Origin of the sequence: Rhodococcus sp. Ni2, assembly GCF_021352185.1 — a bacterium.
GTDB lineage: Bacteria > Actinomycetota > Actinomycetes > Mycobacteriales > Mycobacteriaceae > Rhodococcus_F > Rhodococcus_F qingshengii.
In genome coordinates this window covers 2,413,290-2,435,284 of the sequence record NZ_WOXZ01000001.1, presented here as the reverse complement: position 1 = coordinate 2,435,284, position 21,995 = coordinate 2,413,290, and the positions used below count along the sequence as shown (strand labels likewise).

Genomic DNA, 21,995 nt, shown 5'->3' with positions numbered 1-21,995 from the left:
ACTATGTTGGATAGTATTTAGGAATTCGACGGAAGGTACAGGTGCACAGCAGTGTCCAGAAGCATGAAGATATCCGCCGCCCTGATCGCGGTGTTCGCGGTAGCACTGATCACGTTCATCACCGTCGATCCGATTCGGGCAGACAACGAGAACGCCGATCGGGCAGCACAATCCACCGCCGTCCTCACCGACGACGCGTACCGATTGACCTCGGCCGCCGACGGCAAGGTGAACCTGGTCGAGTTCCTCGACTTCGAATGCGAAGCCTGCCTCGCGCTGTACCCGACGATGGAGCGGATCAGAGCGGAGTACGAGGGTCGAATCACGTTCGGCATCAGATACTTTCCGATTCCGAGTCACACCAACAGCACTCTCGCGGCGCAGGTCGTCGAATCCGCATCTCGCCAGGGCAAATTCGTCGAGATGTACAAGCAAATGTACGAGACGCAGTCGCAATGGGGTGAATCCGCCGAATCACAGGAGGCGCTGTTCCGTTCCTACGCACAAGATCTCGGACTTGACATGGCCCGATTCGAATCCGACCTCGGCAGCCGCGGCGTCCGCGAGCGGGTCGAGCGCGACTTCGAAGAAGGCCGACGCCTCGGCGTCCAAGGTACTCCGACGCTGTTCCTCAACGACGTGAAGCTGGACCAGATGCCGAGCTACGAGCAGTTGAAAGCCCAGATCGATTCGGCCTTGGGAGAATGATCAGGTCAGAACAGCGCAGATCCCCGCGGAGACGGCCACCGTCACGGCTGCGGCAACGGCCGTCGTGACAGCGGCCGGCGCACAGGCCGCCACCGCGCAGGTCAGTCGCCGAGGCGACGCCACGTCGCCGTCGACCAGGGAACTCAATCGCACCGCGGTCGCGCTGCCGCGATCGCTCAAGCTCCAGTCCGGCTGAGGAAGCGGCGATTTCGACACCACGGCAAGGGCGGAACGCACCGCAGCCGGGCTGGTGACGCGAGCGGCGTGTCTGTCCGCCGACAGTTCGACGATCGCGCCGACGGCAGCGGGTGCCGCCGCGAACAACGGCACTCGCGGAAGAACAGCGGCCAAGACTTCGCACGCACCGACAATTCGGTGATGACCGCCGCTCAGGTGTGCACGCTCGTGCGCGAGGACAGCATCACGCTCGCCTCCACTGAGAGCGGATGACAAGCCTTGCGTCGCAACAACAAATCCAGGCTTTCCGGCGACGCTGTACGCCATAGGCAGCGGATGATCCAACCACAACACGTCGGACTCCGAGTTGTCGCGGCGCGCGACGATCGAGAGAACATCACGATGGAAATCTCGGACCCTCGCGTGCTCACGTGCCTGCTTGCGGCCGGCCAGCACGATCCGAACGGCGATCACACCCACCACAGCAACGGCTGTGCCGGTGATCAGTTCACCCACCCATGAACTCGTGCCGTGCGCGAAGGCGCTGAAACACCGAGCGATACCGTCGACCAGCCCCTCGACCGGCGCGTGGCTCGGCCACACCAGAACCAAGACCGCGGAGAGAGCGAGATACAAAGCCGACGCCATGCTGCCGAGCCACGCCGCGAGCAGCACCGCCGGTGACAACGCCGAGGAAACGGCTCGCAACACTCTCGGAACCAGGAATCCCACGAGCATCGCACCGAGAAACATCGGCAACGCCAATGTCATTGCACACCTTCCCCGGAAAGACCCCGGCGCAGGGCCTCGTTCTCGGCATCTGTCATGGTCTTGGCGAAGTGCAACAGCACGGCAGCGGAATCGGAACTGCTGTCCAACAATTCGCGCAGCGCTCTGGATGTGGCCTCTTCACGGCTGCGACTCGGCCGATAGAAGTAGGCGCGACTCTTCTTCTCACGACTCACCCAGCCCTTGTCAAAGAGATGCGTCACGACGGTCAGGATCGTGGTGTACGCAAGTTGTCGACGCTCACCCAGGATCTCGACCAGATCCTTGACCGAGAGCGCGTCGTCGGACTGCCAGAGCACATCCATGACCTCGGCTTCGAGTCCGCCCAGCCCCTGCATTGCTCCTCCATCGCGTCGTGACAGAACTTCAGTCGCCCGTGGTCTTCTCCCCGAACGACACGCCCCGGGAATTCAGGTACGCGAGCGGATCGGTCTTCTGTCCGTCAGGTTGCCACACCTCGTAGTGCAGGTGTGGTCCTGTCGATTGTCCACGATTGCCCACGGTCGCGATCAGCTCACCCGCCCGCACCTTCTGACCCGCAACCACGAGCGCCTCGTTGATGTGTCCGTAGACGCCGACGGTCCCGTCGTCCTGCTGGATGCGGACCCAGAGCCCGAATCCCGCGGCGGGACCGGATTCGAGCACAACACCGTCGGTCGCCGACACGATGGGCGTTCCGATCGCGTTCGCGATGTCGAGACCGTAGTGGGTGGTTCCCCACCGTGGACCGAAGTTGGACGTCATCGTCCCGCTGACGGGGGCCATCACCTGTGGCTTTTCGGCCTCGTACACCAGCGCCGCTCGCTCGGATTCGAGTTGTCGCGTCTTGCCGAGTTGTTCGGCTATTCCGGCAAGATCCGTCGACCGGACAAGGTCGAGGATCTCCGGCGCCGACACCGCAGATACATCCTCGACTACGACCGACGGCGGCGACGCGTGCCCGATGGAAGTGCCGGACGCGAGGATTGCACCCGTCGCCACGGAAACCGCGGCCATGCGCCCGCCGGGTCTGATCGGCTCGGATTTTCGATGTCTTCCCACTTCTCGGTCCTCGCGTCGATGACAAATGAAGGTCTACGCCGCCACCTTACAACTATGTTGCATAGTTTTTAAGACATGCACTATTGCGCATATATGCATATGTGTCTAGGCTGGCGTCGACGAAAGGACCTTCGATGTCACACGGACACGGGCACGGAATCTCCCCCGCCGAGGCTGCGACCAGCAACAGCGGCAAGCATGTCAACAAACTGTGGATCGCCGCCGGCCTCGGGTTGGTGACCTTCGTGCTGCAGGTGACGGTCGGCCTCTTCACCTCGTCACTGGCCCTGCTCTCGGACTCGGCGCACGTGTTCACAGACATCTTCGGCATCTTCATGGCGCTCGCCGCGATCCTCGTCGCACAGCGTGCCGCCCGGCGCCCCGACCGTACTTTCGGCATGTACCGCACGGAAGTGTTTGCGGCACTGGCCAATGCGATCCTGCTCTTCGCAGTCGCCGGGTGGGTGCTTTACGAGGCCGCCAGCCGCTTCACGGATCCGCCCGAGGTTCCCGGCCTTCCCGTCGCGACAGTCGCCGTCGTCGGTCTGGCGATGAACGTCATCGCCTTCCTCATGCTGCGCAGCGGCGCGAAGGAAAGCATCAACATCCGCGGCGCCTACCTCGAAGTCATGGCGGACATGGTCGGGTCCATCGGCGTCCTGGTCAGCGGCTTGGTCACGCTTGCGTTCGGTTGGCGCTACGCCGACCCCGTCATCGGCGTCGCGATCGGCCTCTTCGTCTTGCCACGTGCCTTCAACCTGGGCCGCCACGCCGTTCGCATCCTCCTCCAGCAGGCTCCCGACCGCATCGACGTCACCTCGATCATCGAGAAGATCAACGCTCTGCCGGGAGTCGTCGACGCGCACGATCTGCACGTCTGGACACTCACCTCGGGGATGGAAGTTGCTTCCGTTCACGTCACCGCGGTCAGTGACGCCGATCCCACAACGGTGCTCGCAGCAACCCGAACCTTGCTTGCCGAGGTATTCGAACTGGGGCACGCCACCGTACAGGTGGAACTACAGGGAAGCGACGGTAAATGCGCGGAACTCGCCTGGTGAAATGGACATTCCTAAATGAAACATTCGAATTCACCGGGCTCGATAACCTCACCGAATTCGAAGAAAAATTAGGTCTTCTTTAGTTTGGGAACGCTTACCACAATAAGGTCATACTGGGATGACAGGGCCTCTGACCTGCACTATCTTGGAATTCATGACTTCTGGGGAGACTCACATGACCAAATTCCACGCACTACTCCGAGACCAGATTCGCAACGAGTTCAACGCTTCGCATCAGTACATCGCGACAGCGGTTTACTTCGACAATGCGGATCTGCCACAGTTGGCAAAGCACTTCTACAAGCAGGCTGTGGAAGAGCGTAACCACGCCATGATGATCGTTCAGTATTTCCTCGATCGCGACATCAATGTCGAACTCACCGGCGTCGACGCCGCGAAGGCCGACTTCAAGGATGCCCGCGAGCCCATCGCTCTCGCGCTGACGCAGGAGAAGACGGTCACCGAGCAGATCGTCCAGCTCGCGAGCACTGCCCGCGAAGAAGGCGACTACCTCGGCGAGCAGTTCATGCAGTGGTTCCTCAAGGAGCAGGTCGAGGAAGTTGCAAGCATGACAACACTTCTCACCATCGCGGACCGCGCAGGCGCCAACCTGTTCGACCTCGAAGACTTCGTGTCCCGCGAGATGAGCACCGTCGGTGACACCACCGGTGCACCGAGCGCAGCCGGCGGAACCATCTAGCCTGCAGCACTCACGGATTTTGCCCTCGAGCCGAACGGTTCGCTTCCTGCCAGCAGGATCGAACTGATCAGCTCGGGGGCATCTGTCATCGGTACGTGCCCAAGGCCGGGCAGAACCATCAACTTTGCCTGCGGGAACGGCTTTTTCACGCGCTGCGCCTGATACACGGGCAGGATGAGATCGCGTCGACCCCACGCAACCGTCACCGGCACAGTGGGATCCACGATGGGCGGCAGCACGAAGTCCATCTCGAGACCGAGATCGACGAGTTCGTTCGACACGAGCGAACGGCAGTCGGCCAACGCCGCCGCATAACCGACATGACTCGGATGAGCGAAGAACGCGGCGAGCGCCGGATAGCGAATCAGCTTGTACCGCAATGCGCGTGGCAATCCGTCACCCATGAGCTTGGCCGTGCCGCGCAGTGCACGGAACGTGTTGATCGCTCGCACCTGATCGAGGTGATTGACAAAGAACCCGGCCGGCGAAAGAGCTGTCGCCGACGCGACATCTCCGCGCGCTGCCAGCGAGAGGGCAATCCAGCCGCCGAGGGAGTTTCCCGCGACGTGGGCACGCTCCCCCGCCGGCGTCACTTCCTTGACGAACTCACTGACATCGTCGATCAGCTGTCCCATGACGTCCGGACCGAGTTCGGGCAGCAGCGACTCTCCGTGACCCGGCAGGTCGACGGTGACGACGCGGCGGTACGGCGTCAGCTGGTTCAAAAGCGAATCCCACGCCTGCCGTCGATGGACGATGCCATGGACGAGCACAAGCGTGGGACCACTACCGGAGATGTCATGCGACAAGGTCATGTCACCAACATTAACCGTAACTTCGCGTAACGCCTATAGTTCGGGCGAAAAAATCAGCGCAGCGTGACCTGGCGACCACGAAGTCCGTCGCGCGAGCGAAGCTCGGCCGAGGTCAGCGGAGCATCGACGGCCAGAGCCTCGGCAAGACGCTCACCGAGCTCGACGGTTGCCGCTACCCACTCGTTTGCATGCTTTTCGCGGTCGAGATCGAAGACGGGAACCAACAGGCCGTGGGTGCGGAACGAGCCTGCGTAGCGCGAGCCCTCACCCAGATGCAGTCCACCGGTCGCGTGCACGCGCGCCAGCGCGAGCATCAGGTCGTCTTCGCTCTCGGGACGAACCCAACGCAGGTGCGCCTTCTCGCCGGCGTCGACCCACCACGCGGCAACGAGGCCGTCGCCTTCGAGGCGTGCAGAGGGCATGATCGCCGAGTTGGCGTGCTGCACGGTGGCGGCAACCTCGGGATCGGTTTCGACGCCCTCGGGGATCCACCAGTTGAAGTTCTGGTGCACGGTGATGTCGAGCAGTGCCGAGGGATCGACGACAGTGGTGACAGCGGGGGTCTCGGAATCGGGGTTCGCGGCAGAAAGCGCGTCGCCGGGGGCCGCGTCCTTGATCCAGTTCACCGAAGCGGCGAGGTCTGCGCCGAGGTCGGCCGAGTGCGCCTGAACCTGGACACCGACAAATCCAGTGGCCGTCTCGCCCTCGTCGCGGACGAGTGCGGCAACAGCGCCGGGGAGGACCGTTGCCAACGTGACGGGACGGTCGGAGCCGATGACCGGCAACGGAGCCGTGGCGGACGGAACGAATTCACGCAGCGCGACCAGATCGCACTCGGCGGCAAGGCCCTCGAACGGGCGGCTGACTACGCCGGCAGCGGCTTCACGCTCTGCTTGGCGTGCCGCCAGCTTCTCTGCGCGTGCGCTGCCCTGCTTCGGTCCACTGTTTCTTTTGCTCTTCTTGGCCACGAGGGCAAAATCTACACGCTGCCCAGCCATTGCTTCGTGCGCCCGGGATGGTTGGTGGCAACCCAACTGACCCCGAGCTCACGACACAGGTCCACATCCGCCTTGTCGTCGACGGTCCAGCAGTACGTCGCGCGACCCGCAGCGGCGGCCCGATCGACCAGATCGGGATGTTCGCGCAGCGCCTTGATCGACGGCCCGATCGCCGTAGCGCCCACAGCCGTCGACGCACCGCCACCGAGGTACCGCGACGCGTCACCGAGCAGGACCGTCGGCAGCAGCGGTGCCGAACGACGCACCCGCCAGACCGCACTCGCCGAGAAAGACATGACCACTGCCCGCGAGTGATCGGCCGACGGCGGCGACGCGATCCCGAAGCGGTGCAGTTCCGCCAGGAGTTTGGCTTCGACCAATCCGCCGAACCTCACGGGGTGCTTGGTCTCGATGAACAGCTTCACCGGGCGCGCAAAATCCAGAGCGAGGGTGATGAGATCGGAGAGAGTCAGCAGTTCGGCCGGTTCGCTCGTCGACCCGTAGTCCAGAGCGGTCAGCGAATCGAGCGTCATCTCGCTGACGATCCCCGTCCCGCTGGAGGTGCGGTCGACCTTGCGGTCGTGAACGCAGACCAGGTGTCCGTCGCGGGTGAGCCGGACGTCGCATTCGAGCCCGTCGGCACCCTCCTCGAGGGCCAGTTCGTAGGCGGCGAGGGTGTGCTCCGGCCGCGCAGCCGACGCACCTCGGTGCGCAACGACGAGTGGACCTCGACGATCTGGGCTCACAGGGCAGCGGTCTCCTTCTCGTCCAGCACCGTCTTCTCGTCCAGCACCGTCTTCTCTTCCAGCACCGAGCGCGGCACTGGCACCCACCGGGTTTCCGATTCCGGTTCACCGCGCCAGCTCTTGCGCTCGATCCGGCGGATCACGACGAGTGTCAACGCCGCGGTGACGGCAGCGATCAGTGCGATGAAAGCGTTCAGCAGAACCCCGTCGGCCATTGCCTGAATCCCCGGGCGTGATCGCCAGTACGCATTGACCACCAGCAGCAGAGCGCTGAATGCCCAGAAGCCCCACCAGATCTTGACCAACAGGGTTCCGCGCGGATCGCGGCGGACCAACTCGAAGAGATAAACGGCCGGCATCACCAGGTTGAGGATCGGCACAGCGCAGCCGACGACAACTTCCGACGCTGTGCGTGGATCGGATTCCCGGGCACCTGCGAAGTGTTCACGACGCCGACGAAGCAGCCAGCACACAGCGGCGATTGCCGCGAAGACCGAGATCAGCAGTCCACCCAACTGAGTGAAGTACACGGCGGCGTCGGAGACCGTGAGCAGCGGCTGCGGGATCAGCCTGGTGCGGTTGCGGACCAGGATCGCGTATCTGCCCAGTTCGGCGAACACCGCCAGTCCGTAGAGGATCGTTGCGAGCGTCAGCAACGGCCCGACTCGGTCGGCCATCCGGTCCGCTCGCGAGGGCGGCACCGGTGAGGTGTCGACGACGTCCTGGAGTCCCCACTGCGGGACAGCGTCGTAGCGCGGAGTGGAGAAGCTACGACGCACTGGTGCGTCCCCCACGCCGCGGGGGTCGGACGGGGAGCGCGCGATCCAGCGGAAGCCACGGCGGTTGGGCGGTTGGTAGATCTCGGTGCGGGTGGGGATCAGCAGGACGCCGCTGCAGCGCGGGCACCACTGCGTCGGGCCGCCGACGACAGGCCAGCGTGCGGCGCACCGGGCGCAGACCTGAACGACACTCACAACTTCGATTCTGTCACGCCGTATCGGTAACGGCAGCAAATGGATTCACTCCCGATTTGTGATCGAACCTCCACCGCGTTCACCTGCATTGTTCGAATAATGTGACCTCCGCCACTTAAAAACTCGAGTTATCCACAGTTTCCACAGGTTCATCCACAGTTCTGGATGAATGAATCGGGCTTTATCCACAGGTCACGGGCAAGACCCTGAGAATTTGCTGACAGGTGTTAGCGAACGATGCACAGGCTCGAGGATGAATTTGACACCGCAGGTCAGTGAACTTTCGGGCGTCGACGTCATTTATCCCGGCAAAGTTCACAATCCATTCAGAAATTGCTCCCGAAAAGACAGAAAAGACCGGTATCCCCTTTTTATGAGAAGTCGGTTTTTGACACACCTGGAAGCATGACCGTCGATGACTTCTCCACAGCCCGAGCCAACTCTGACGTTCACCCCGAGACGGGTCACGCAGCTCGCGTTCGTGTTGATCGGATGTCAGCTCGTCATTCGCGTCTGGGTTGCCGCGAGCAATTACTTCTACTGGGACGACCTCATCCTGATGGGCCGCGGAGGACGCTTCCCACTCTTCTCGAGCGAACTCCTGCTCTACGACCACGACGGTCACTTCATGCCCGCGGCCTTCTTCTTCACCGGGTTGATCGCCCGTATCGCGCCGTACAACTGGGCGCTGTCGGCAACGCTGCTCGTCATCGGTCAGGCCGCCGCGTCGTTGGCGCTTCTGCGCACTCTTCGGTTGGTCCTCGGCCGGCGACCGGCACTGTTGATTCCGCTGCTCCTGTATCTGTTCGTCCCGCTGACACTTCCGGCGTTCTCGTGGTGGGCAGCCGCGCTCAATGCGTTGCCGCTCCAGATCGCGCTGGCCTGGGCATGCGGCGACGCGATCAAGCTGTACCGCACCGGGCAGGTGCGCTACGTGTTCTCGGGCACCGCGGTTTTTGTCATCTCCTTGCTGTTCTTCGAGAAAGCAGTGCTCGTTCCGTTCGTGGCACTCGCTTTTCTGGTGCTGCACTTGCGCACACAAGGTGAAGAAACGCCGATACGAAGTGCGATCACGAAGTGCCGACTCCTGTGGACGGCCTGCGCCGCCGTGCTCGCGATCTGGATTCCGGTGTATCTGACAACTGTCGAATCTCCGATCACCGGATACGGCCGTTCGATGTCCACCGAACTGCTGCATCACGGAACGTCTTTGGGGATGCTTCCCACTCTTCTCGGCGGCCCCTGGCGCTGGGAGCGGTGGATCCCCAGCCCCGCCTGGGCCGATCCGCCGACGCTTTTGGTGGTCGCAGCCTGGGCCGCGCTGCTGACGACGGCCGTGATGACAGTGCGTGCCCGACGCGGCGCTGCCTGGATCTGGGTCGCCGCGGCGCTGTACTTCCTGGCCTCAGTGGTGGCGATGACCGCTACCCGATCCGACGCCGACACCACGTACGAGTTGGCGCAGACCTTGCGTTACTTCACGGATTCGGCGACGGTGTTCGCCCTCGCCGCCGCTTTGATTCTCGCTGCGCCTCGGCGACGTCCGGCCCGTATACCCGTCGCAGTCGCCGCCGGCCTGTCAGTGCTCCTCGTGATCAGTTCGCTCGTCTCGACCGTCACGTTCGTCGACATCTGGCGCGAGAACCCGACCCGCGACTACCTCGCGAACGCGCGAATGTCGTTGTCACAGAATCAGGATGCTCCACTGCTCGAGCAACCCGTCGCGATCGAAGTGCTCCTTCCCGTCGCCTTTCCGAACAATTTGGCAAGCAACGTTCTCGCGCCGCTGCCTGATCGCCCCGAATTCTCTTCCAGCACTCCGATTCTGCGCACCATCGACGACAGCGGTCAGATCGTCGATGCCGAAGTGACCTGGACGAGAAGGATTCCCGAAGGAACGGCGCCGAACTGCGGCACCCGTGCCGAAGGCCCGACCGAGCTCCCCCTCGACGGCCCCCTGGCCGGCTGGGAATGGACGGTTCAGCTCAATTACCTCGCCAGCGCCGACGGAACGATCGATGTTGCGTTGGAGTCCGGCGACGCAGTATCCGTACCCGTCACCCAAGGTTTGCACTCGGTGTTCGTGCGCCTGGTCGGCCACGGAAACAGTGTGAAGATCACGCCGACAACACCGGGACCGACCCTGTGTTTCGGCGCCGGACAAGTCGGTGCCGTCGTCCCGACCTCCGCAAAATAGTGGCAGAGTGGAAGTCATGGAGCTGCGTATATTCACCGAACCCCAGCAGGGCGCTACCTACGAACAACTACTGACTGTTGCCCAGACCGCCGAAAAACTCGGCTACGGCGCATTTTTCCGCTCGGACCACTATCTCGCCATGAATTCCGACGGCCTTCCCGGGCCCACCGACGCGTGGATCACGCTCGCCGGAATCGCCCGCGAAACATCCACCATCCGCCTCGGCACTCTGGTGACGTCGGCTACGTTCCGTCACGCCGGACCGCTGGCCATCTCGGTCGCACAGGTCGATCAGATGAGTGGTGGCCGCGTAGACCTCGGCATCGGCGCCGGCTGGTACGAGGAAGAGCACCAGGCGTACGGCATCCCGTTCCCGGCGCTCAAGGATCGCTTCGAATTGCTCGAGGAAACTCTCGACGTCGTGACCGGTCTGTGGCGTACGACGGTCGGCGACACGTTCGACTACGACGGTAAGCACGTGCAGATCAAGAACTCTCCCGCGCTTCCCAAACCGCACCAGGTCGACGGTCCGCCGATCCTGATCGGTGGCACGGGCAAGAAGAAGACTCCGGCGCTCGCCGCTCGGTTCGCAAACGAGTTCAACATCCCGTTCAAGTCCCTCGAGGAAACGAAGGACATCTTTGCGCGGGTTCGTCAGGCTTGCGTCGAGCACGAGCGCGATCCGAACGAATTGGTGTACTCCAACGCTCTCGTCCTGTGCTGCGGCCGCGACGAGGCGGAGATCAAGAAGCGCGCCGAGGCTATCGGACGCGACGTCGACGAGCTACGTGAGAACGGTCTGGCCGGAACACCTTCGGAGCTGGTCGACAAGATCGGCACTTTCGCCGAGGCCGGTTCACAGCGCGTGTATCTGCAGACTCTCGATCTCGCCGATCTGGATCATCTCGAACTCGTCGCAAGCGAGGTCATGCCCCAACTGCAGTAAAGAATGGGCCGGGATCTACAGCGCGTTCGCGTCGAGGAACGCGCGTAGGTCTCGGTCCCACTGGGCCGAGCGGGAACGGTCGAGAAAGACGCGCACCAGCATGAAAGCGATGACCAGCAGCGACATCACGCTGAACCAGGTGAAAACCCCGGTCACCACGGCTGCGACGTCGGCAGCGCTCTGAGTGATCGGAGCTACGGTCTTGTCGCCCTGATCATTGACGTAGATGGGGACCTCGGTGCCGGCGGGCGTCGCCGAGTCGACAGTGACATCACCCGTGTGAACCTGGCCGTTCCAGTTCCACTGCGCGCTGGCCATTTCGGTGGTCGGCGCAATGTAATCGGCTGTCGAGGCGGTGGTCTGCGTCGAATCTGCTGTCGTCGTCGCCGAAATACTGTGTAATTCGGCGGATTGTTTGGCGATCAGTGCGTTCTGGCTCGAAGCAGTCGCAGCCCCTGCCCATACCGCGAGAGGCAGCAGAAGAATCGCGAAAATGATCAGACCGAAGGACATGAACCCTTCGATCCGATCACTGCGGCGAACCATCGGATCGTGGCCTACATGAATGGTGCGTCGGAGCAGCGACGCAGTTCCTCGCGTACTACCTGACATTGTGAGCTCAGTTCTCTCGACGACACACTCTTACATCGAGATTCCCTTTGTTTCGATCTAGTTGCAAGTGTTAACGAGCTGAATCACATGTGTCCTCCAACACCTGTCCAGTTATTCGCTCGGCGGAAGGATGTCCGTCTGCGCCGGAACCTGATCCTGACGGAGCAATCCGACCGGGCAACTGACGCCCGTGGCATGCACCGGGCAGTAACCGCCGGGATTCTTCGCCAGATACTGCTGGTGGTAATCCTCCGCGTAGAAGAAGTCGCGCAGCGGGCCGATTTCGGTGGTGATCGCTCCATATCCGGCTTCGGCAAGCCGTTCACCGAAAGCGACGGCCGACGCATGAGCGATTTCTTCCTGCTCCGCGGACGTCGTGAAGATCGCCGAACGGTACTGCGAGCCCTGGTCGTTACCCTGACGCATCCCCTGCGTCGGATCGTGGTTCTCCCAGAAGTGCGCCAGGATCTGCTCGTAGGAGATCACTGCGGGATCGAAGACCACCAGCACGACTTCGGTGTGACCCGTACGTCCGGAGCACGTCTCTTCGTACGTCGGGTTGGGCGTGAAGCCGCCCGCATAACCCGCAGCGGTCGTGTACACGCCGGGAAGCTGCCAGAACTCCTTCTCGGCGCCCCAGAAACAACCCATCCCTACGACGACGGTCTGCAGTTCGGCCGGAAACGGCGGCGTCAACGGATGCCCGTTGACGTAGTGCGCGGTCGGAACCGGCATTTTCTGCTCTCGGCCCGGGAGTGCGTCCTCAGGCGCGATCAGCGTGGATTTTGCGGACGCTCGTCCCAGAATGTCGTCGTACCAGCTCATGCTTCGATGCTACGCGCGAGCGACTGTTTCGCCACGCCGTGATCGCGCGGGCGCCGGGCAGCTCCACCCACCGGTAGCCGATTTCTGCTACCGCGGCCGTGGCCAGAAGGAAGAGCGCAAACGCCAGCGTCGGTCCGACGTACAAAACAGTGTTCTCGACGACGCGGTACAGGATCAGGGTGTGCACGAGATAGATGACGTAACTACGCGTCGAGAGCCACTTCACGACCGGCCAGCGCGTCGGGACGCCGTCGTAGCGGCCGATGAGAACTACCGCTGCGGCGACTACCGAAATGGTCCACAGATAGTGCTCACCGGCCCAGTAGACGCGGAACTGGGTCGCCACGATGATGACGTGCATCTGGACGAGGACGGCCGCGATCAGCCAGCGGCCGGGAGCGAGCTTCGCCCACGCGAGGTACATGATCTGGCCGAGGAAGACGGCCGGCAGCGTCGCGGCGATCTTGGACAGCATCGGCACGGTGTACGGCAGCGGCGCGTAGACGTTGTAGAGCAGCACCAGCGAGCACAGCGCACCACCGGCGAGCGGCATGACGATCGGTCGCAGCCGCAGTATCGGGCGAGCCGCTACACATGCGAGATAAAAGAGGAATTGAACGGTGAGTGTCCAGGTCACTCCCAGAACTGCTACCTCGGGCTTGAGAAAGAATCCGCCGAGAAAAAAGCTCATCAACGCTTCGGTATCGGAAATACCTTCCTGACCGCTGAACATTCCGTTGATTCCGAGGCGGACCAGAAGAATGGCAATCGCGGTCGCCACCCAGAATGCGGGCAGCAGTCGACTGAATCGGTTGGTCAAGAACTTTCCGGGGCCGTCGCGAATCGCGGATCGCGTCACCAGAGCACCGGTAAGCATCATGAATACTGCGACGCCGACAAAAGAGAGGTGCTGGTTGAGTTCGGCAGGCTCGATCAAAACGCCGTAGACGACGTCGATCACCCACCAACCCGAGCCGAGATCGTCGATGACGTAGAAAGAGATGTGGGAGTAGATCACGGCGGCAACCGCCAGGGCTCGCAGCAGGTCAGCGCCCGGAAGATTCACCCGAGGCGCGGCCGCCTCTGGTGATTCCGGGAGGAAAACTGGTGCGGGCATCGCGCAAGTTTAAGGTTCCGTTCACCTTTACGACGAATTTGCGCATATTAGCTTACCCTTAGATCGGGGCAAGTTCGGTTTCCCAAACTTTATTCTTTGGTGATTACTACCTGAGCCGGACTGTTGCGGACGGTGTACGAATGTTATTGGGTGGAAACCCGAAGAATGATTTGCACATACGCGAGTGACGTCACGCCGTGACCGGTGATCGACGCACTCTAAAGCACCAGGGCTCACCAGCCCGCAAAGAAGGGACCCTCGTGTCTGTTTACACGCTGCCGGAACTCCCCTACGACTACGCAGCCCTCGAGCCGCACATCTCGGGCAAGATCATGGAGCTGCATCACGACAAGCACCACGCGGCTTACGTTGCCGGTGCCAACGCTGCACTCGAGAAGCTGGCCGAGGCTCGTGAGAACGACACCATCGCAGCGCAGGCCAACCTGCTCGAGAAGAACCTGGCGTTCCACCTCGGTGGCCACACCAACCACACCGTTTTCTGGAACAACCTCAGCGCTGACGGTGGCGACAAGCCCGAAGGTGAACTCGCCGCAGCGATCGACGACAACTTCGGTTCGTTCGATCTCTTCCGCGCTCACTTCTCCGCGAACGCCAACGCCATCCAGGGCTCCGGCTGGTCCATCCTCGCGTGGGACTCGATCGGACAGCGTCTGATCATCGTCCAGCTCTACGATCAGCAGGGCAACATCTCCATCGGCCTCACGCCGCTGCTGCTCCTCGACATGTGGGAGCACGCTTTCTACCTCGACTACCAGAACGTCAAGGGCGACTACGTCAAGGCATTCTGGAACATCGTCAACTGGAACGACGTTTCGGCTCGCTTCGACCGTGCACGTACCCAGACCGCAGGTCTGATCGTCTAGTCACGCGCTTCTTGCGAACGGCGGCGCCTTACCAGGGGCGCCGCCGTTCGTGTCAGCAGAGCACCACCGAGCAGGACCGTCGTGGCTCCGAAGACCAATGCCAGTGTGCGAGTTCCGGAGTCACCGCTGCTCGCGGTGGTCTGATTCACGGCCACCGGATCCGACAGCACCGAGGTCAGCTGAACCTGCTGCGGGGTGGTCATCGCGGGAATACCGGATTTTGCGCCGTCGAGGCCCGTGACCAGTGACTTGGCGATTCCTTGCAGCGTCGTGAATCCCTGGGTGATCTGATCGGTCACGTCACCGAGCATCTGCGGCGCCTGATCAGCGATGGGAATGAGGCCGTCGTTCAATTGTCCGGCAGCACTGCTCAGTTGATCGCTCGCGCCTTGCAGCTGCCCGACAGCGGTGCGGACTAGATCCCCGAGCTCCGTATCGGGCCCGACCGAGCCACCCAACAGCGCCGGAACGGTGCCCAATTGCGCATTCAGCGCACCGAGATCCGAACTCACACCGGCCAGTTGCGCTGTCACGTCAGGCGGGATCGGAAGGCCGTTCAGCGCAGTCTGCAGCGCGTCGATTCGTGTCTTCAGTTCCGCGGTCGAGGAAGACGCCTCCCCCAGCGTCAGGCCCAGTGAGTCCGCGCGCGTGGCCAGCTCTTCCGCCGACCCCGACGCCTGATCGACAACACCGGACACCTGATCCGCGACGCTCATCAGCTCCAACGCCCCGGACCGTGCGGTCTCGAGGTACGGCAGCAGAGTGCCTGCGCCTGCTTTCACCTGATCGATCGACTTTCCGGCCTCGTTGGTTCCGGCGACCAGAATCTGTGCGGTGGTGAGGTTTTGATCGATCGAGCGTCTGGCGGCCGACGTCTGAGCCAGCAGACCCTTGATGCCGTCCGCGCCGACCTGCGCCGACACGGCCCGAGTCAACTCGGCCGACTTCTCCGAATCCGAGCCCTTCACCTCGAGGTCGACGCTCGCCTGCCGTGGATCCATGCCGAACATCGACGCGACGGTTTCGCTGAAGTCCTCCGGCACGGTCAACGTCGCGAAGTAGTTCCCGCCGGGGTTGTCGACCACCTGGAAGTCGAAGTCTTCGTTCTTGCCCAACGTGTCCACCAGCGTGTCGCCGGCCCGAAGTTCCTTGCCGTCGAGCGTGGTTCCCGCGTCGGCGTTCACGATCGCGACGGTGTTCGAGGTGTCGGCACCGCCCGCGAAGATCACGAACCCGATCCCCGCCACCGCAGCCGCGACGATCGCGGCCACACCACCGACTGCCAGCCGTCGACCGAGTCGTGACGGCCGGCGATGGGAGTTTTCTGTGGTGTTCTCGGCGCTCATGGGCGAGACGATAAAGCAACAACTTGTAGAAACACTGAGAGCCCTAGTCTGCGGGCGTGGCCGGCTTCTCAGACTCCTCGGGTTCCTCCTTCGGCATGTCCCGAGGCCCACTGATCAGGATGTCGGCCCAGCGCGTGGCTGGGTCGATGTCGAGCAGGACGGCCTTCACCAACAACGAGAGCGGGATCGCCAGCAGCGCTCCGAGCGCCCCGAGAACCCACGACCAGAAGACAAGTGAGAGGAACGTCATCGTCACCGACAGTCCGACGGCGTCGCCGACGAACTTGGGTTGGATGATGGACTGGATCACGAAGTTGATGACGGAGTAGACGACGATCACCCACAGCATCAGCCACGGCCCGCCCTGCAACAGTCCCAGGAGCGCCGGTGGAATCACGCCGATGACGAACCCGATGTTGGGGATGTAGTTGGTGATGAAGGACAGCAACGCCCACAGGACGGGCAGCTGAATGCCCATGAGCCACAGCGCGCCACCGTCGAGTACCGCCACGATGAGACCGAAGACCGTCGAGACCACCAGGTATTTGCGAGTTCCGGCGGCAAAGGTGGAGAGCGCGTAGGAGATTTCGGGACGTTGCTCGGACAACACATGCAACCGCGAGCGGATGCTCATGCCGTCGAAGGCCATGAACAACAACAACGCGAGAATGAACACCAGATCCGACAGGATGCCGAGCAGGCCCTCCAGCCCGCTTTCGAGTACGCCCACAACCTTCGTGAGATCGACACTGCTGAGCGTGCTTTGGATCTGTTCGGTGCTCACTCCGAAGTCGGCCAACTTGTCGCGGCCCTCGTTGAGGAGGTTGGTCATCTCCTCGGAGTACTGCGGCAGGATCGTCGCCAACTGAGCCGTCGACACGATCAACGACGCCGCCAACCCGAGCAGGATCAAGTACACGGTGACCAGTGAGCCGAGCATCCCGACCCACTTGGGCCACCCTCGGCGCTGTGACCAATCCTGAATGGGCTGAACGGCAATCGTCAGCACCAGGGCCAGGAATACCGGTCCGAGGATGCCGCCGAACACCTTCATTCCGCCGACGGCGACCACGGTGGCGGCAATACCGAGCAGGACGATCAAACCGCGCGGGATCGACCAGTTCTCGCTACCGGACAGCGTGGGGATCGGAGTGGGAGCCTCGACGGCCGGCTTTCCCTTCTTAGAGAACACCGGCTTAGAGAACACCGGCTTCCTTTGCCCGGCTCCTGATCTGGAATGCTCCCACGATCATGAAGAGGCCGAACAGGATTGCGTACCAACCCAACAACCAGATGAGGCTGATGATGCCTTCGCCGGGCGCGATGAGAAGAATGATGCCGAAGATGACAGCAAGCACCGATGCGGCGAGCAACCATCCCCAACTGGATCCGGGCAGCGCCTTCATCTTGAAGGCGCCGACAATTCCGAAGATTCCGAACATGATGGCGTAGAAGGCAATTATGTACAGCAGCACCAGCGCAGTGATGCCCGGCCAGACCAGCGCGACGATGCCGGCTCCGACCGAGACGACGCCCGTGAACACCCACCAACCCCACGAGCTCAGATGCTCGCGGTCCCGGATGGCGCGAACTATCGTGATCAAACCGTCGGCGATGGAGTAGATACCGAACAGGAAAACCAAGGCCACCACGGTAATTCCCGGCCACACGAGCGCGATGATTCCGAAGATCACGCCGAAGATTCCGCGGATCAGGATCATCCACCAGATCTCTTTGCCGTACTGCACGAACGGATTCTGCGTGACCATCAGTAGCCTCCGAAACAAGCGGGTGTCTCTGACCGATTCAACAGCTCTTCAAACAGGGCAATACCGACAGATCGTATGACTCTTGTGACCTTTCCGCCCATCGAAACGCGCGGCTGATACCGAGTTGCGCTCTTCGGGTACGAAGCGAGGGGACTTTCAGCCTGCTTCTCGAATACTTGCTTCTCGAATACCGGGCGCAGTCCACGATCCCGACAGCACTGCAGCCTTCGGCCAGTACAGGCGCAGAAAGACGTTGAAGTCGCCGGACGGAGCCGGCAGCCAGTTCCGCTCCTTCTCACCACCAGGGGATTCGTGCTGAAGATAGATGTCGAGGGAACCGTCGTCGGCAAACACCAGATCGCTTCGATCGCCAATCGCGTATCGGTCGATCGGGTTGTCCACGAAGAACTGCCGCTCGTTCATCATCGTGAGCGACCAGAAGCCCTCGACCGGTGGCAGCTCGTCCTTCTCGAAGTGCAGGACGTACTTCTTCGCCCCGGTCAGCGGCTTCCCGTCGACGTCCGTCGTGGCATGCGGGTACACGGCATCAGCGTCGAGATTGGCCCCGAAACCGAGCCAGACGATCAGAGCCCGCTGAGCGTAATGGGTTCCGTAGTGCCCCAAGCCGCGGTGCATCGTCCAGCCGTTCTTCGGACTGCCCTCGGCCTCTTCGGCGATCTCGCTCAGCACGTCCATACCGGTTCGCGCAGCTCTATCGAGGGCATCACGTACCTCCTGCGGACGCGACCTCCAGGGCAAGGAGGAGCCGATTCCTATGTCGGACAGTTGTTTCATCATCTCGGTGTCCTCCGGACGCGGAGGATTGTCGTCGAGAAGTGCGTCGAGTCTGGTGAAGAATGCCTCGCCGTCCATGGCGGCCACCTGGTCCACCGGCGGCGTCCGCGTGTCGACGGCAGGGTTCACCGGCATTTCACCGGGCGTGTAGTCCTGCGGGTCACCCGTCCACTCCGACAGAGGAGTGAGTCGCGTCCGGTCCTGCAGGCTGTGCACTTCTGCCAGGTCCGTTCCCCCCGACGTCGCGTAGCGGGCGACTATCCAGTTCATCGCCGTCGGAGACCGCAGCAGCGTCAAACCCTTGGGCACGTTGCCTTTCCAATTCGGCCCGGCCACCAGGTACGGTCCCCCGGTGCGCCCAACTGTCCGAGATCCCGGCACCGTGAACACGTCGCTCCACGCGTCGAGGATGGGGACCAGCCAGTACCGCGTGCCGAAGTCCGGCAGTGAGAGCACCTGCGGTTCCGTCGAGACGTCCAGCCACCCCGACGAGTAGAGAGTGTCCGCGTTGGGTGAGACGACATCGGTGAAGGTCGCATCCGGCGTCGTACGCGCGTATGCGAACTGGTTGAGCGGGGCTTTCATCGCCACCGGCGAAGGCACCGCCGTCATGACATCCCGCGATACCGCAGCAATCAACAGGGGATATCCGAAGATCCACGCCTGCGTTGCCAGGTCTTCCAGCCGAGAACGGTTCTTCGACAGAGTCATGTCTGCGCATACCACCGCCCTCACCAGCGCAAACCTGGCTGGCACTCTCCCTCTCTTGTGTGCCAGTACCGAATGGGTGCATATTTCGATTACCCAACGAGGTGTGCCGGACCGACGCATGCGCGTCTGCCCGAGATTTGCCCCAGCACCGAGGGAGGAACAGAAATGAACAGAAACGAAGCAATAGGCATTTCTCCGTTCCAAGCCGCTGGGTCTTTGCAGGGGTTCGTCATTTCCGGTCGTTGGCCGGACACCACCCAGGAGTGGGCGCAGCTTCTCGCATTGGCTGTCCGCGTGGCCTCGATGCCAGGTTTGTTGCCGACCACGACGGTCTTCGGGGTCCGTGAAGACGTTCCCGAAGATCCGCAGCCGGGCACCGTCGGTCTGGTGGTCGCCGAAGGTCCGGTACTCGGCGATTTCGCCTTGACACCCGGCCGTTTCTCCGACCATCAGCCACCGGCGCTGATCATGCTGCACCCACCGTCGGAAACCACGCCCAGCCTGCCGGAATGCGAGGGCAGCGCGTCGGGGTGCGTACTGCTGCCAGGCCTTCCCTATCTGGGTTTGGAGCATCGTGCGGCGTGGGTCGAGGCTGAGCCGGACGGCACAGTCGTCTCCATGATCAGTCGTGTCGGCATCGATCCGATCAGCGATCCCGACACCGCTGTTTTGGCCATGCTCCTCGCCTCGTGACGGCCCCGGTAAGCGATAAGTTCGGACTCCCAAACTTGCTGTGCGCTTTGCCAATTCGTTTCAGGCGCGCTAACGTGGGCAGCAACGAAGGGGAGTAGCCCCCAATCGCCCGTGTCGACATACTGGTTCGACGCGCTCCGCCTGGTGCGGATCGCGAAGCACCCGGCCTGGCGAACCGAAGGTCCTGTGGCCTCGGTGGGCGAGACCTTCGGCCGGACAAGCGCACCCACTGCGCCTGCCCAGGCCGGAGGCTCGCATTTTTCCTCCGACCTACACCGACCGGAGGAGTAAATCTTGCTTGCCGCAATACTTTTGAGTTTCGGCGTCATTTTCGTCGCAGAACTCGGTGACAAGTCGCAACTGATGGCAATGACGTTTGCCTTGCGCTATCGCTGGTGGGTCGTCCTCGGCGGAATCACCGTCGCCACCACCCTTGTTCACCTCGTCTCGGTCGCCGTCGGCCACTACCTGGGCGTCGCCCTCCCCACCGCGGCGATTTCCATCGTCGGCGGTATCGCTTTCCTGATCTTCGGCCTCTGGACCTTGCGCGGTGACGATCTCACCGACGACGAGCAGAACAAGGCCGGTCGCGTCACGCGATCCGCCTTCATCGCCGTCGCCTCGGCCTTCTTCCTGGCAGAACTCGGCGACAAGACCATGCTCGCCACCATCACCCTTGCGACTGACAACGACTGGATCGGCGTCTGGATCGGGTCGACGGTAGGCATGGTGGCGGCCGACGCTCTCGCCATCATCGTCGGCTCGGTGCTGGGCAAGCACCTTCCGGACGGATTCATCAAGATCGGCGCCGCGGTGCTGTTCTTCGTCTTCGGTGTCTGGCTGCTGCTCGAGGGCATCTTCCCCGACTCGTCGGCCGGCATCATCGGCGGTGGCGTTGTCCTGGCAGTGTCCGTACTGGGTGCGCTGGCACGGATGATCTGGAAGCGCTCCCGTGCGACCGACTCCGATACACACCTCGTCGACGACAATCGGACGCCGATCGACTGACGCTCAACGAATAACGTCGCCGGCGCCCCAAATTGCGACCGGGACATGACCTTCCGCCACTCCGCTCGGTCCGAGTAGCTGCCCGAACCGCTTCATCGGGTACAGCGAGACACGTCGATCGAGGATCCGCACACTACCGATTCGGCGGAGTCGATCCTCGACGACAAGACTCTGCGCGAGGCTGCTCAGCCACACGCTGATCAACATGTTCGCTGTTCCGGTAGTCGCCACCAACAATCTGATCTCCGGCCAACTCGACACAAGATTGCCGAGTTCGTCGGTGGAACCGTCCACAGCGACGTCGAAGATCACTTCGAACGGTGAACCGACAGCCTGTTGCGAGACATCGCAGCGGAAAATCAACTGTTGCGACGCAGTCAGTTGGGCCAAGCGCCGTCGAATCGCAGTCTCGTTCGTTCCACAAATCGCGGCGAGACGCGCATAGCTGGCACGTCCGTCACGGCCGAGCGCCTCCAACAGGGCACCGTCGGACTCGCGGAACTCTGTCGGATCTGCCGGCACCGCAGCGCCCTTTGTCGATGCCGTTGCCAGCTGAGCCCGACCCGCTTGCCCCAGAGCGCCCGGCTCCCAGCTGAACCCGTCCCGGTACACCTTCACCCCGACCCGGCTTCTGATCGACAGAATTCCAGGATCGGCGGCAAGGTGCTCACACACCAAAGCGTCCAAACTCTTGTGGTCGGCGGCCACGACTCCGACGAAATATTCGTACTCGCCTTCCGTCCTGGCCAACAGATAGGCACAGGAGAGTTGACGTAACAGCTCCCCCACGTCGGCAACGGAATCCTGTGTGGTCCTGATCAAGAGATAGCCGAATATGTGGGTTCGACCGATTGCGACCGCGTTGACCCACGAATGACCGTTCGAAACGAGGCGACGCCACCGGCGGGCGATCGTCGTCGAATCCATGTCGAGCACTGACGACAACTGCGTCCACGACGCGCGGGGGTTGAGCTGAAGTGCATTGATGATCTCCAGATCAGATTCCGCGATGACAAATGCGTCGGATTCCGGCTTCATCGGCCCAGTATTGCCGGATTACTGCATTCTGGTCGGTGATCCCTG

23 protein-coding genes are annotated in these 21,995 nt (G+C 62.3%); 8 read left to right on the top strand and 15 right to left on the bottom strand.

Annotation, left to right across the window (positions count from 1 at the left end; all coding sequences use genetic code 11):
- Positions 1–63: 63 nt before the first annotated feature.
- A complete protein-coding gene (locus GN300_RS11895) occupies positions 64–708 on the top strand; it encodes a thioredoxin domain-containing protein (protein WP_054188666.1) in 645 nt (214 codons plus the stop codon).
- Here GN300_RS11895 and GN300_RS11890 read toward each other — a convergent pair whose 3' ends face one another.
- Genes GN300_RS11890 through GN300_RS11880 form a run of 3 tightly spaced genes read right to left on the bottom strand, consistent with a single transcriptional unit; the run spans position 709 to position 2,670 of the window.
- Positions 709–1,656 carry a M56 family metallopeptidase gene (locus tag GN300_RS11890; protein ID WP_003944128.1) on the bottom strand — a complete coding sequence of 316 codons (948 nt, stop codon included), beginning with the start codon at positions 1,654–1,656 and terminating at the stop codon, positions 709–711. It lies immediately after the preceding gene.
- On the bottom strand, positions 1,653–2,012 hold the full coding sequence (locus tag GN300_RS11885) for a BlaI/MecI/CopY family transcriptional regulator (protein ID WP_063315268.1): 360 nt from the start codon (positions 2,010–2,012) through the stop codon (positions 1,653–1,655). The genes GN300_RS11890 and GN300_RS11885 overlap by 4 nt, the downstream gene beginning before the upstream one ends.
- Before the next feature lie 28 nt (positions 2,013–2,040).
- Positions 2,041–2,670, bottom strand: a complete 630-nt coding sequence (locus GN300_RS11880; RefSeq protein ID WP_063315269.1) for a M23 family metallopeptidase — start codon at positions 2,668–2,670, stop codon at positions 2,041–2,043.
- A 179-nt stretch (positions 2,671–2,849) separates the two neighbouring features.
- Here GN300_RS11880 and GN300_RS11875 point away from each other — a divergent pair, with 179 nt between their 5' ends.
- Both GN300_RS11875 and GN300_RS11870 read left to right on the top strand, forming a co-directional pair.
- The gene (locus GN300_RS11875; protein ID WP_007735998.1) at positions 2,850–3,776 is read left to right on the top strand and encodes a cation diffusion facilitator family transporter; all 927 of its coding nucleotides are present in this window, start codon (positions 2,850–2,852) and stop codon (positions 3,774–3,776) included.
- A gap of 154 nt (positions 3,777–3,930) precedes the next feature.
- Positions 3,931–4,476, top strand: coding sequence for a ferritin (locus GN300_RS11870; protein ID WP_030535839.1), 546 nt, complete (start codon positions 3,931–3,933; stop codon positions 4,474–4,476).
- On the opposite strand, the gene GN300_RS11865 is transcribed toward GN300_RS11870, so the two are convergent.
- From GN300_RS11865 to GN300_RS11850, 4 genes are read right to left on the bottom strand one after another with little or no spacing between them, the layout of a single operon-like run.
- On the bottom strand, positions 4,473–5,291 hold the full coding sequence (locus GN300_RS11865) for an alpha/beta fold hydrolase (protein WP_063315270.1): 819 nt from the start codon (positions 5,289–5,291) through the stop codon (positions 4,473–4,475). The two genes, GN300_RS11870 and GN300_RS11865, sit on opposite strands and share 4 nt — an antisense overlap.
- A 53-nt stretch (positions 5,292–5,344) precedes the next feature.
- Positions 5,345–6,259, bottom strand: a complete 915-nt coding sequence (locus GN300_RS11860) for a DUF5926 family protein (protein WP_063315973.1) — start codon at positions 6,257–6,259, stop codon at positions 5,345–5,347.
- A gap of 11 nt (positions 6,260–6,270) precedes the next feature.
- A complete protein-coding gene (locus GN300_RS11855; RefSeq protein ID WP_042920594.1) occupies positions 6,271–7,035 on the bottom strand; it encodes a glycerophosphodiester phosphodiesterase in 765 nt (254 codons plus the stop codon).
- Complete coding sequence (locus tag GN300_RS11850) at positions 7,032–8,009, bottom strand: DUF4328 domain-containing protein (protein WP_063315271.1); 978 nt, start codon at positions 8,007–8,009, stop codon at positions 7,032–7,034. Before GN300_RS11850 ends, GN300_RS11855 begins: the two co-directional genes overlap by 4 nt.
- Positions 8,010–8,424: 415 nt before the next feature.
- Between GN300_RS11850 and GN300_RS11845 the strand changes: the two genes are divergently transcribed.
- Both GN300_RS11845 and GN300_RS11840 read left to right on the top strand, forming a co-directional pair.
- Complete coding sequence (locus GN300_RS11845) at positions 8,425–10,206, top strand: hypothetical protein (protein WP_063315272.1); 1,782 nt, start codon at positions 8,425–8,427, stop codon at positions 10,204–10,206.
- Between the two features lie 16 nt (positions 10,207–10,222).
- Positions 10,223–11,152, top strand: coding sequence for an LLM class F420-dependent oxidoreductase (locus GN300_RS11840; RefSeq protein WP_058038067.1), 930 nt, complete (start codon positions 10,223–10,225; stop codon positions 11,150–11,152).
- Positions 11,153–11,167: 15 nt separating this feature from the next.
- Here GN300_RS11840 and GN300_RS11835 read toward each other — a convergent pair whose 3' ends face one another.
- From GN300_RS11835 to GN300_RS11825, 3 genes are all read right to left on the bottom strand, one after another.
- Positions 11,168–11,764 carry a hypothetical protein gene (locus GN300_RS11835; RefSeq protein ID WP_223304488.1) on the bottom strand — a complete coding sequence of 199 codons (597 nt, stop codon included), beginning with the start codon at positions 11,762–11,764 and terminating at the stop codon, positions 11,168–11,170.
- 111 nt (positions 11,765–11,875) lie between these two features.
- Positions 11,876–12,589: a peptide-methionine (S)-S-oxide reductase MsrA gene (gene msrA, locus GN300_RS11830; RefSeq protein ID WP_020905733.1), complete on the bottom strand. Its 714-nt coding sequence runs from the start codon at positions 12,587–12,589 to the stop codon at positions 11,876–11,878.
- Positions 12,528–13,706 carry an acyltransferase gene (locus GN300_RS11825; protein WP_047272742.1) on the bottom strand — a complete coding sequence of 393 codons (1,179 nt, stop codon included), beginning with the start codon at positions 13,704–13,706 and terminating at the stop codon, positions 12,528–12,530. The genes msrA and GN300_RS11825 overlap by 62 nt, the downstream gene beginning before the upstream one ends.
- A gap of 260 nt (positions 13,707–13,966) precedes the next feature.
- Here GN300_RS11825 and GN300_RS11820 point away from each other — a divergent pair, with 260 nt between their 5' ends.
- Positions 13,967–14,590 carry a superoxide dismutase gene (locus GN300_RS11820; protein ID WP_003944189.1) on the top strand — a complete coding sequence of 208 codons (624 nt, stop codon included), beginning with the start codon at positions 13,967–13,969 and terminating at the stop codon, positions 14,588–14,590.
- Here the strand turns inward: GN300_RS11820 and GN300_RS11815 are convergent.
- From GN300_RS11815 to GN300_RS11800, 4 genes are all read right to left on the bottom strand, one after another.
- Positions 14,587–15,936: a hypothetical protein gene (locus tag GN300_RS11815; protein ID WP_063315273.1), complete on the bottom strand. Its 1,350-nt coding sequence runs from the start codon at positions 15,934–15,936 to the stop codon at positions 14,587–14,589. The genes GN300_RS11820 and GN300_RS11815 overlap by 4 nt on opposite strands.
- Before the next feature lie 43 nt (positions 15,937–15,979).
- Positions 15,980–17,128, bottom strand: a complete 1,149-nt coding sequence (locus tag GN300_RS11810; RefSeq protein WP_042920602.1) for an AI-2E family transporter — start codon at positions 17,126–17,128, stop codon at positions 15,980–15,982.
- A 4-nt stretch (positions 17,129–17,132) separates the two neighbouring features.
- A complete protein-coding gene (locus GN300_RS11805; protein ID WP_003944155.1) occupies positions 17,133–17,705 on the bottom strand; it encodes an HdeD family acid-resistance protein in 573 nt (190 codons plus the stop codon).
- Positions 17,706–17,861: 156 nt separating this feature from the next.
- Positions 17,862–19,211: a DUF1254 domain-containing protein gene (locus GN300_RS11800; RefSeq protein WP_003944160.1), complete on the bottom strand. Its 1,350-nt coding sequence runs from the start codon at positions 19,209–19,211 to the stop codon at positions 17,862–17,864.
- Between the two features lie 165 nt (positions 19,212–19,376).
- Between GN300_RS11800 and GN300_RS11795 the strand changes: the two genes are divergently transcribed.
- Complete coding sequence (locus GN300_RS11795; protein ID WP_003944138.1) at positions 19,377–19,904, top strand: hypothetical protein; 528 nt, start codon at positions 19,377–19,379, stop codon at positions 19,902–19,904.
- A 294-nt stretch (positions 19,905–20,198) separates the two neighbouring features.
- Entirely contained in the window at positions 20,199–20,912 is a 714-nt protein-coding gene (locus tag GN300_RS11790) for a TMEM165/GDT1 family protein (RefSeq protein WP_019746358.1), read from the top strand.
- Positions 20,913–20,915: 3 nt separating this feature from the next.
- Here GN300_RS11790 and GN300_RS11785 read toward each other — a convergent pair whose 3' ends face one another.
- Positions 20,916–21,950, bottom strand: coding sequence for an Lrp/AsnC family transcriptional regulator (locus GN300_RS11785; protein WP_047272740.1), 1,035 nt, complete (start codon positions 21,948–21,950; stop codon positions 20,916–20,918).
- Positions 21,951–21,995: the final 45 nt, after the last annotated feature.